General features: G+C 41.6%; 7 protein-coding genes. 6 read left to right on the plus strand and 1 reads right to left on the minus strand.

All coding sequences use genetic code 11. The features are described 5' to 3' along the window. Positions 1 to 170: 170 nt before the first annotated feature. From CHH67_RS17455 to CHH67_RS17465, 3 genes are all read left to right on the plus strand, one after another. On the plus strand, positions 171 to 2,630 hold the full coding sequence (locus tag CHH67_RS17455) for a glycoside hydrolase family 2 TIM barrel-domain containing protein (protein WP_179292157.1): 2,460 nt from the start codon (positions 171 to 173) through the stop codon (positions 2,628 to 2,630). Between the two features lie 333 nt (positions 2,631 to 2,963). Beyond that, a complete protein-coding gene (locus CHH67_RS17460) occupies positions 2,964 to 5,792 on the plus strand; it encodes an alpha-L-rhamnosidase (protein WP_095266485.1) in 2,829 nt (942 codons plus the stop codon). Positions 5,793 to 5,849: 57 nt separating this feature from the next. Continuing rightward, positions 5,850 to 6,779 (plus strand): AraC family transcriptional regulator, encoded by a 930-nt coding sequence (locus CHH67_RS17465; protein ID WP_179292158.1) that lies wholly within the window; start codon positions 5,850 to 5,852, stop codon positions 6,777 to 6,779. Between the two features lie 130 nt (positions 6,780 to 6,909). Here CHH67_RS17465 and CHH67_RS17470 read toward each other — a convergent pair whose 3' ends face one another. Beyond that, positions 6,910 to 7,350, minus strand: a complete 441-nt coding sequence (locus CHH67_RS17470; protein ID WP_218832033.1) for a TetR-like C-terminal domain-containing protein — start codon at positions 7,348 to 7,350, stop codon at positions 6,910 to 6,912. Positions 7,351 to 7,541: 191 nt separating this feature from the next. Here CHH67_RS17470 and CHH67_RS17475 point away from each other — a divergent pair, with 191 nt between their 5' ends. The 3 genes from CHH67_RS17475 to CHH67_RS25980 all read left to right on the plus strand — a co-directional run bounded on the left by CHH67_RS17475 (position 7,542) and on the right by CHH67_RS25980 (position 10,745). Next, positions 7,542 to 8,693, plus strand: coding sequence for a pectin acetylesterase-family hydrolase (locus tag CHH67_RS17475; protein ID WP_095266488.1), 1,152 nt, complete (start codon positions 7,542 to 7,544; stop codon positions 8,691 to 8,693). A 50-nt stretch (positions 8,694 to 8,743) separates the two neighbouring features. Further along, a complete protein-coding gene (locus tag CHH67_RS17480) occupies positions 8,744 to 9,709 on the plus strand; it encodes a poly(ethylene terephthalate) hydrolase family protein (RefSeq protein WP_244908242.1) in 966 nt (321 codons plus the stop codon). Between the two features lie 226 nt (positions 9,710 to 9,935). After that, positions 9,936 to 10,745 carry a hypothetical protein gene (locus tag CHH67_RS25980; protein WP_144029276.1) on the plus strand — a complete coding sequence of 270 codons (810 nt, stop codon included), beginning with the start codon at positions 9,936 to 9,938 and terminating at the stop codon, positions 10,743 to 10,745. The last annotated feature ends 236 nt before the right edge of the window (positions 10,746 to 10,981 follow it).

Below are 10,981 nucleotides of genomic sequence, written 5' to 3' on the forward strand. Positions count from 1 at the left end.
GTACTAGATATGCAAATTACAAGGCAGCGGCTTGTACCAGAAATAGTTAAAAGTGCGCTATCAGAGTTTCATTTCCGTTATATTAATCTATTCTAGGGGATGCCTATAATAAATTCAGATTTAGTAATTAAGTTTGATGCAGTTTTCTCAGTGAAATGGAGGAGAAGCGAGTGTTAAAGCAGGATTTTAACAAAGATTGGACATTCGGAAATAATATAAGCATCATTGAAGCTTCTACGAAGGGTATTAAGAAAAATTTAAAGCATGTGGATTTGCCCCATGATGCGATGATCTTGACGGAGCGCTCCGCAGATAACCCTGCGGGTTCAGGAGGAGCATATTTTCAAGGCGGAAATTATGAGTATGTAAAGAAACTCATTTTACCAAAAGAGGATCAGGGGAAAGTTGTCTTTCTAGAATTTGAAGGCGTTTACATGAATACTTTCGTTTATGTTAACGGTGATCTGGCAGGTAAAAATGATTACGGGTACACGAATTTCTATGTGCAGATCAACGATTTTCTTCGCTACGGACAAGAGAACGAAGTTAAGGTTGTGGTGAAGAACGGCTCCCAACCCAATAGCCGTTGGTATACCGGCTCAGGGATTTACCGTAATGTCAAGCTGATGAAAGCGGAACCGATTTATATTGCCATGGACGGCGTTCGGATTACAACAGTAGATGCAGAACCGGATCTGGCCGTACTCCAAATTGAGGTCGCGATCAAAAATGAGAATCTGGGACTGCACACCGGTTATGCAATTACCACAATCAAGGACGCTGAAGAAAAAGTAGTAAGCGAGGAGGCGACGAAATTCTCAGTAGCATCCCGAGGTGAGATATCGACCTGGCAGAGAATAACCCTGTCGTCTCCTAAACTCTGGGACACGGATAACCCGAATCTGTACACTTGTACTACAGTCATAAAGTTGAACGACAAGGTTGTGGACGAAGACATCACGACATTTGGTATACGCAAGCTGCAGCTGGACAGCGTTCATGGCCTGCGCATCAATGGTAGGACGTTGAAGTTAAAGGGAGGATGCATTCACCATGATAACGGAGTCATTGGCGCCGTTGCCTTCAAAGACGCCGAAGAACGTCGGATTCGTAAGCTAAAAGAAGCAGGTTACAATGCAATACGCGCTGCCCACCACCCGATGGGCAGAACGCTGTTGGATGCTTGCGATAAGCACGGTATGCTTGTGATGGATGAATTGACCGACTGTTGGACGCACGGCAAAATCGATTATGACTACGCCACAACGTTTATAGAGCATTGGGAACAGGACGTGGAACGCATGATTGGCAAGGATTACAATCATCCTAGTGTTATCATGTATTCGATCGGTAATGAACTTGCGGAAATTGGTTCTCGACATGGTAACATTCTGGGCCGAAAAATTATTGAGAAGATTCGTTCACTGGATGACACCCGTTACATCACCAATGGCGTGAATCCAATCATGACCACCTTGGGAAGGATCAAAGAAATCGCCGTTGACCAGGGATTCTCCGAATTAAGCAGTTCGCTGGATAGCGGTGAGATTAATCAGGTTATGCAAGCGATGGGACCGCTTATGGGTCAATTTTCATCAAGTAACATCATTCAAGACATGATCGAGGAAGCACTGGGAGTGCTAGACATCGAAGGTTACAATTATTCACCTGAACGGTACCTCATTGAACACGAGAAGTCCAACAATAAAACCTTTGTTGGCGCAGAGTCACATCCGGCAGCACTGGATCATATCTGGGAAATTGTGAAAAATAACGGATTTGTATTGGGGGACTTTTCGTGGACCGCTTGGGATTACCTGGGTGAGGTTGGCATCGGCAAAGTCAGTTATGAAGGAGACCCAGGCATCCTTGTCTATGCACCATATCCGTGGATTACCGCCCAGACCGGGGATTTCGATATTACGGGTCACCGGCTTCCGATTTCCTATTGGCGTGAGATTGTGTGGGGTGGACGCGGTCACAAGCCCTACATTGCCGTGCAGAAACCTGAGTACTATGGTCGAGATGCAAAATTGAGCCTATGGGGATGGACGGATTCCATAAGCAGCTGGACATGGCCCGGTTGGGAGGGCAAAGGAGTCGTAGTTGAGGTATACTCGGATGCTGAGGAAGCAGAACTATTTATTAATGGTAAATCTCAAGGCAGGAAGACGGTTGGAGACGATTTCAAGAAATTATATTGCAAGTGGGATACCACATTTGAGCCAGGGGAAGTTGAAGCTGTTGCTTACATCGGAGGCAAGGAAGTCGGACGTTACAACCTGAAGTCGGCCGGAGCGCCTCAGCTGAAAGTGACCAAGGAGCGCGAAGATCTGCGTGCAGGGTCAAACGATCTTTGCTACGTTAACATTGAACTTGTTGATGCCAGCGGAATCCTCAATACGGCGGTGCAGCGGAAAGTTACAGTTGCCATTGAGGGACCAGCCGTCATTCAAGGCAGTGGAACGGGAAGAGCGAGAACGGAAGAGAACTATTTCGATTCGATGCATGAGACTTACAACGGTCGAATGCAGGTCGTCGTTCGGGCTGGTGTGGAAAAAGGAACTGCTACGCTGATTATTTCCACTGAGAAATCAGAAAGCGTAACGATTGAAATACCTGTAGTGTAAGCGATAAGCAAAAACAGTTCCCCATCCTGGATCGCCAGATGATTCGGATGGGAAACTGTTTTTTTGTCATACGATTTAATAACCTTTACAGTTTTCTTAAGGATCCGAAAACAGTTTTTATAGAAGCGTTAAAAAGAATACAAGGTCGACGGCTTCAATTGCCATTACCCATTGACGGCAGCATTTTTTGTTTTAGCTATGCTGACCCAATCATATTAAGAATACGATATGTATGCTTGTATTCCTCTATATCGTCGCCTAAATACGCCAATCTATAATTAGGTAAGTGATGTGTGTGATGGATATTAAAAAAACTAATTCTGAGAGGTTCTCATGAAAATTATTCATTTAAAAACCAACCGTGTGGTGAATCCATTGGGCTTTGATTTAGGCAGACCGAGATTTTCATACACTGTAACCGATACGAAAGGCCAGAAGCAAGTGGCAGCCCGGTATGTTGTGGCGATTGACGATGAATTCCAAAATGTCATATTTGACAGCGGGTCAAGGAAGGATATCAACAGTCTTGCCTTTGAGCTTCCGCTGGAATTGATACCGCGATGCCGCTATTTTTGGCGTGTGGAGGTATGGGCGGATAATGGAGAACACGCCACAAGTGAGACTGCGTGGTTTGAGACAGCCAAGCTGAACGAAGCGTGGAAAGGGACATGGATCACTCCGAAATTCAATAAGACCATTCATCCGATTTTAAAAAAATCGTTACTGCTGAAAGGCCCCGTTGCTTCGGCTCGAGTCTATGTATGTGGACTGGGGCTTTACGAAATATATATTAACGGTCTAAAAGCCGGAAACGAATTTCTGACACCTAACTTCAATAATTATCATAAATGGCTGCAATATCAAACATATGATGTGACCGAACTTCTGCAAACAGGTCAGAATGAGATATCGGTAAGGCTTGGAAATGGCTTATACAAAGGGCGTTTTGGTTTTGACGGCCATTCGAGCGAGATCTACGGTAATACGTTTGCTCTTCTATATGAAATGGTTGTGACATACAGGGACGGCTCAACTGAGATCATAGTTTCCAATGACTCATGGACTGCGGAACAAAGTCAAATTATATCGGGAAATTTATACGACGGTGAAATTTATGATGCAACTTTTCAAGCCTCTGAAAGCTATCCCGTTATAGAAGTTGAACTTGGCTATGATCGACTCAAGGCCAGGCTTAGTCTTCCTGTAGTGATCAAGGAGAAAAGGAAGCCTCTCGAAGTGATTCATACTCCTGCGGGCGAGACGGTCTTGGATATGGGGCAGAACATGGTAGGCTGGATCGAATATCGGACCAACGCTCCCAAAGGAAGTATCATTCGGTTACAATACGGCGAAGTGCTACAGGAAGGAAATTTCTACCGAGATAATTTGCGCACCGCAATGGCGGAACATCAATTTACGGCAGATGGACGGGAAACGATCGTTCGTCCTTACTTCACCTACTATGGATTCAGATATGTAAAGGTTGAAGGCTGGATCGGACAATTGAATTCTGAGGATTTTACTGGATGTGTTCTTTATTCGAACCTTGATGATACAGGGCATTTCGAGACCGACAATTCTCTGATCAACCGCTTGTTTCAGAATGCAAAGTGGGGACAAAAGGGGAACTTCCTGGATGTTCCGACAGATTGCCCTCAGCGGGATGAACGAATGGGCTGGACGGGGGACGCTCAGGTATTCTCTGGTACCGCTTGTTTTAATATGGATTCCTATGCTTTTTTTAACAAGTATTGCTATGACCTTGGAAGTGAACAGGAGGAACGCCAAGGAGAGGTTCCGGTGGTTGTTCCTGCTGCTAATATTCGTGTGGGTGGTTCCAGCGCTTGGGGAGATGCGTCCGTAATTATTCCATGGAATGTATATCTACATTACGGAGATGTGACCATTCTTCAGCAGCAGTTTGAAAGCATGAAAGGATGGGCCGACTACATTATAAAAAAAGATACGGACTCAGGGGGACGTAGACTATGGACGGTAGGGTTCCATTTTGGAGATTGGCTTTCCCTAGACAGCAGCAATCCGGATTCTCCTTTCGGCGGAACCGATAAGGATTTCATCGCCTCTGCGTACTACTGTTATTCAACAAACATTGTGGCCAAAGCAGCGAAGGTCTTAGGGCAGGAAGCAGAAGCGGCATACTATGAGCGTATTTCAAAGGAAGTTAAAGTTGCAATTCAGGAGGAATTTTTTACTATAACAGGCCGGTTGGCGATCGATACACAAACTGCGTACGCAGTTGCGCTGTTTATGGATTTGGTTCCAAAAGGCTACATCGACAAAGTGGTTAAGGCTATGCGAAAGCGTTTAAAAGCTGACCATAATCACCTGAAAACAGGGTTTGTCGGAACACCTTACTTAAATCATGTACTGACAAATCATGGATGTAATGATCTTGCTTATACCTTACTGCTTAATGACGACTACCCGAGTTGGCTTTATGCCGTGAAGCTGGGTGCAACGACCATCTGGGAACGGTGGAATTCAATTCTACCAGACGGAACGATTAGCGGTACAGGCATGAATTCCTTAAACCATTATGCTTACGGCGCAATCGTAGAATGGATGTATCGTTGCATGGCGGGAATTAATCCCGTTGAGGAGGCCCCGGGTTTCCAGCGCGTGGAGCTCGTCCCGCAACCGGATAACCGGCTGAAGTGGGTGAAAGCAACAGTTGAAACCGCATCGGGCACCTATCGTAGCGGATGGGAGATTGATAAGGAAGGAAGGCTTGATTTTACTTTTGATATTCCTTTCAATGCATCTGCCCGTATACGATTACCCCATGCCCATTTAAAGGATTTAGAAATTAACGGTGTTACCTGGGAGTTTACTGACATAACCGGAGAACAACTTGAGGAAGAGGTCCTATTGGAATTATTCAGTGGAAGCTATTCGATCAGCTATTCTCCGACCAAGAGTTATTTGAGGATATTTAGCACGAAAACTCCACTAATTGAACTTTTGCACCACGATGAGGCTGCACCGCTCATACGGACAATGATGTCTGAACAGGTTAAAGTCAATCCGGATGATTTGGGCGCTTCAATGGGTAATTCCTCCCTCCGGGATTTGGCAGCGTTCTATTCATTGCCTACACATATTTTGGATCAAATGGATGAACGTTTAAGCCAAATAAAATAACATTCATCAGGTTTAACGACAGATATTCCCGAAAAAGCTATTTAGGGGATGAGAGAAATGAAGTACTTATACAAAAAAGAATTAATCAAATATACAGATAACCTGTCCATCAAAATGTACGTTTGTCGAATAGAAACTGTTCCTTTACATTGGCATCAAGAGTTGGAAATTATCATGTTAGTTAAAGGCGATCTCCAAGTTCATGTGGAAACCCATGACTATTGTATGCAAAAAGGCGATCTAATCTTGATTAACTCGAATAACGTTCACTCCTTTACGGGTACGGATTATCAAAATTTAGCCGTGATCATACAAATGGATATGAATATGTTCCAGAATCTTCATCCCCAAATTGAGAAAATGGAGTTTATTTGTAATAGTGTTACGGATCTAAAATCACTGGACAAATATGCTACATTAAAAAGTTTTTTAATAAATATTTTACGAGTATTTCATACTAAAGAGACAGGATTTATTATTGAGATTTCCATTATCCTACAGCAAATTATCCTCAGTCTTATCAGAGAATTTGAAATAAATATGATTGATGAAGATAATCTGGAAAAATCAAATGACAACCTGAAAAGGTTAGAACGAATCCTAGATTATATCGATCTAAACTATAACAGGAAGATAACTTTGGAGGAAATATCCAATCATGAGTATCTAAGTAAGTATTATTTCTCTCATTTCTTCAAAAATAAGATGGGGATGAGTTTTCAATCCTATTTAAAATATGTACGGTTAAGAAAGGCTTATGAAATGCTCTTGCACACCAATGAAAGAGTAATTGACGTTGCAATGATGAATGGGTTTGCTAATTCCCAGATTTTCGCTTCCAGCTTCAAGGAGCAATATGGAATGACACCAAAACAGCTTAGAATAGAGTCCAAGCATGGGAAGCTGGAGTTGAAGAACGATGACAAAGTTCAAGATCACAAATATGTTGATGAAGATATTAAACAGGCACTTAATTTATTGAAGTAAAACGTAAGACCAACTTCCAAAGTTCACTTTGTAGGTTGGTCTTTATTTAAGCAGTATTACTCGGACTCGTCTTCAAACTCAAGCAAGCCACACCATAGAACGCAACACAGGCTTATGTCATTTCTTGAGCCTATTGCAAAGCAGTTGTAAGTAAAGTGTTCATCTCATCAGCAGATTCTTGCATGCCCCGCATCATCCACTCTACAATCCAGCCATATAGTCCATAGGCAAAGAAAGACTTTCTATAGGCATCTATGTTTGATGATTCACCCTTGGGGCCGCAGATATCCAAAATGGTATCAAGAATCAATTCTGTCAGATGGTTACGGTACAAAAGCAGATAGAAATTGTCGTTGTCCTTATAGTGCTGAAACAGACTGCCAAAAAGGTTTTGCGGATTGGAGTTGGGGTTACTTTCAAATTCAGCTCCCCATTTTTGTGTCAGATACATAATGTGCTGTCTGAGGACATCTGTTTTATCAGTGAAATTACGATAGAAGGATGCTCTGCCAACCTCAGCAGTCATTGTTATTTCGCTGATGGAAATGTCAGACAAAGTACGTTTCTGCATAAGCTGAATGAGTGTAGTCGTAATCTGTTCTTTTACATATCGGTTCTTCTGTTGATTATTAATGATGATACATTCCTTTGCTTTTGTCTCATTTTTGGTGGTTGCATTGACGATCAGTCAATTAGGTTGATACAATTGTCACATCGAAAGAAGACTACAATAAATAATTCAATTTGTCAAGGGAGTAATGTATGGAAAAGTCAAATGGAAAGAAACGGAATATTCTGCGGAATATAATGATAGGCATTTTTTTATTGATTGTGGTTTTGGCTATTGTAGTTTTTGTTATGCTAAAAAACTCCGTTCTCATCAGCTTTCCTGAATTGAAGGGAAGCCCGGAAGTAGGAGAGTGGTATGCTATTACGCCGGAAGAAGCAAAATCGTCTGATGGGAGCGAATGGAATGGTTTCATTCGTTTAGGAAGTGAAAACAAGGTTATGGTTTATTTCTTTGGTGGTGGAGCAAGTATAAATGAATACACTGCAGCGCATCCAAAAGACTTTTATGCAGATGTGGTAAAAAACCAAGATTTCGTCGCTAAGATGGGAATTGCAAGTGATACAGAAGATAACCCATTTAAAGATTGGACAATCCTTGTTCTTCCATACAGTACAGGCGATTTTCATTCAGGAACAGGTGAATATGCCTATTCGGATGACAAGGGGAACTCAAAAACGTTATATCATTATGGCTATACTAATTTTTCTCTTTTCATGAAGGAGGCAGTAAAGTATACTGGCACGCCGGATACACTCCTTGTTACTGGATTTTCTGCTGGGGGATTTGGAACATCACTACTTGCAGATGATGTTATTGATTATTATCAATCAACCTCAAATGTTACAGTTGCTGTTGACAGTTCTTTGCTGCTCACAGATGATTGGCAGGATATATCTGAGAATGTCTGGAAATCCCCAAAAACAATTTCTGAACGTCTCAATACGGACAATATCGTGCTTGACAGCCTGACGGCATTATATGACAAACGTGGAGATAGCGTAAAAATATTATTTGATAGTTCTGTACGGGATGGGGAGCTGGCAAAGTGGCAAGCTTACCTTGATCACGGAGAAATGTCGGCAACCGATAAAAGTGGTGATGTTTTTCAGTCAAATCTGAAATCAATGGTTGAAGGGCTTCAAGACAATATACCGGGCGTGGGAATCTACATCTGGGATGGTCTGTCTTATGATAAGGAGATAAACCTGACACAACACACAATCATTTCAAGCAATGTTTTTGATAAATTAAATGGCAACAAAAGCATAAGCGATTGGATATTAGATGCAGTAAATGGTGATGTCCATAATTATGGAATTGAATTATTAGAAAAAGAATATTGATAGTCTTCAGAAATTTTATACCTACATGAAAAGCAGATAAGGAGAAGTTTATGAAAAAAGCAGGGAGATTATTGAAAATGTTAGGGAAAGTTTTGTTAATCCTCTTGGGAATATTAGTGCTAGTGGTGGTTGGCATGACGCTCTATGGTAAATGGAAATCGACGCAGCCACTTTTAGATGAAGGATATTCTGATGGTTACAAGACTGAAAGTGTAATAGAACAAAAATATATCAAAATGGGAACGTATGATGTTTCTACTGTTGAATATAATTCAAGAGATAAAGAAGGCGTTCAGTCTAAAATTTGGTATCCGACTGAATTAACAAATACCAACCATCCTTATCCTCTGATTGTGATTGCAAATGCTAGTGGTATGAATGCATCTAGATACGAACCCTTTTTTAAGCACCTTGCTACATGGGGATTTATAGTTGTGGGGAATGAAGACCGTATGTCTAGTAGTGGTAAGTTTAACGCAGAAAGCCTTGACTTGATGCTTGAACTAAATTCAGATGCCGATGATATATTCTTTGGGAAAATAGACATTAATAATATTGGCATAGCAGGATATTCTCAAGGTGGTGTTGGAGCCATCAACGCCGTAACAGCTCAAAAAAACGGCCATTACTATAAAACAATTTTTACAGGAAGCGCTGCAAATGTTGAACTTTCGAAGGCATTGGGGTGGAACTACGATGTAAGTAAAATCACCATCCCCTATTTTATGACAGCCGGCACTCTCAAAAATGATACAGGAGAGGATAACGGAATAGGAGTAGCACCGCTATCTTCCCTTATTAAAAACTACGATTTGATTACCGATAATGTTTTGAAAGTCCGGGCTAGGGCGGTGAACGCTGACCATGAAGATATGCTGGTACACTCTGATGGATATTTGACAGCATGGATGATGTACCACCTGCAGGGAGATGAAGAAGCAGGTAAGGCATTTCTTGGGAAAAATGCGGAGATTCTAAATAATGCCAACTGGCAGGATGTGCAAATATCAAAATAAGCGTAAAAATAACCCACACCTATTTATCAGGATGTGGGTTATTTTACGTTGTGTCGATTTCCAGCCGTCCTTCTTTCATGAATACTGTAAGTTTCCCTGTTTTCCCACTTATTCAAGCTGTAGGTAATTCCCCCGCTGCGTTCTCTTCAGCTGCACTTTTTCACGCTGTTGACGCGGCAGCAATTAGATCTCCTCATCGTTTCCACGCGTATGCGCTTGCTATAACTTGCTGAACCATGTATTAAAAATTGTTTATTCTACCATTACCAGCCGACACAAAGCGGGAACATCCACGCAATTACTTTACGGGGTTACTTCTAATGCTGTTCAACAAGTTATAGACCGATTATTTCAGAGTTCACTTAAGTCTCATCAACATTGCATAACTCAATTGATGGAGCTTAGAAAATCGAATGAAACGATTGAATTCCCTGAAATTTGTCCCTATGCATATGCTTATGTTTTTTGGAGAAAATCTCTTTTAAAGGAGGAGCATTTCTACGGCTTTAATTCTTTGAGAACGAGCTTGATTTCTGATGTAGCGCCACTTCTAATCAGGGAGCTTCTGGAGTATTTCTCTGATCAGGTCGTCAATTATCAAATGAAAATCCGTAGAAGTATTGATATGGGGGGGCTTTCCTGGATTCTTGAAAAACTGGTCTTACAGTTCTGTGAGAATTTCTTCTGTGCTTGGATGGAGACCGCAGGGAAGAGAAGTAAAGAAATTAGTGTTCCTTCTTGGAAGGAAATTGAAAATATGAGGGATCGTTCGTTTCCAGATGTCGCTTTCAAATACAACTTTGATGAGAGCAGCTCATCTAGCAGCATTGAATATTATCATTTGCAAAACAAAGAACCGTTGTTGACTAACAAATGCAATTGCCCGAATCAACATGAAACCGCTAAACAAGATATTCAATCAATGATATCGTGTACACCACAAAAAGTTGCGATGCTGAACATGAGTAATCCAAGTGATGAACATAAGATCCTCCAAAAAACAGTCGAGACATATGTGAAAAAATTGAGTTTTTGAAGCCGTTAATCTGAAAAGATTGCCGGTTTTTTGTGTTTAACCCGGACCGGATCAATTGAGAATGAAAAGGAATAGGGGAACGTAAACGGCAATAGGTACAAGTTCTTGTCCTTTAACGGTACATGTTCTTGTCCCAGTCGCCCAAAACAACTAAACAAGATGCTTATCGTGAGTAATTCAAGTGATGATGAGCATTATGGTGCTCCAAAAAACAGTCTAGACACAATGAAGTCGTT

The sequence above is a fragment of the Paenibacillus campinasensis genome (genome assembly GCF_002272015.1).
Lineage (GTDB): Bacteria > Bacillota > Bacilli > Paenibacillales > Paenibacillaceae > Paenibacillus_AQ > Paenibacillus_AQ campinasensis.

Coding starts and splice junctions, on each gene's coding strand:
- CHH67_RS17470 (WP_218832033.1), bottom strand. CDS start 7,350: ATGCAGAAACGTACTTTGTCTGACATTTCCATCAGCGAAATAACAATG.
- CHH67_RS17460 (WP_095266485.1), top strand. CDS start 2,964: ATGAAAATTATTCATTTAAAAACCAACCGTGTGGTGAATCCATTGGGC.
- CHH67_RS17480 (WP_244908242.1), top strand. CDS start 8,744: ATGAAAAAAGCAGGGAGATTATTGAAAATGTTAGGGAAAGTTTTGTTA.
- CHH67_RS17475 (WP_095266488.1), top strand. CDS start 7,542: ATGGAAAAGTCAAATGGAAAGAAACGGAATATTCTGCGGAATATAATG.
- CHH67_RS17465 (WP_179292158.1), top strand. CDS start 5,850: ATGAAGTACTTATACAAAAAAGAATTAATCAAATATACAGATAACCTG.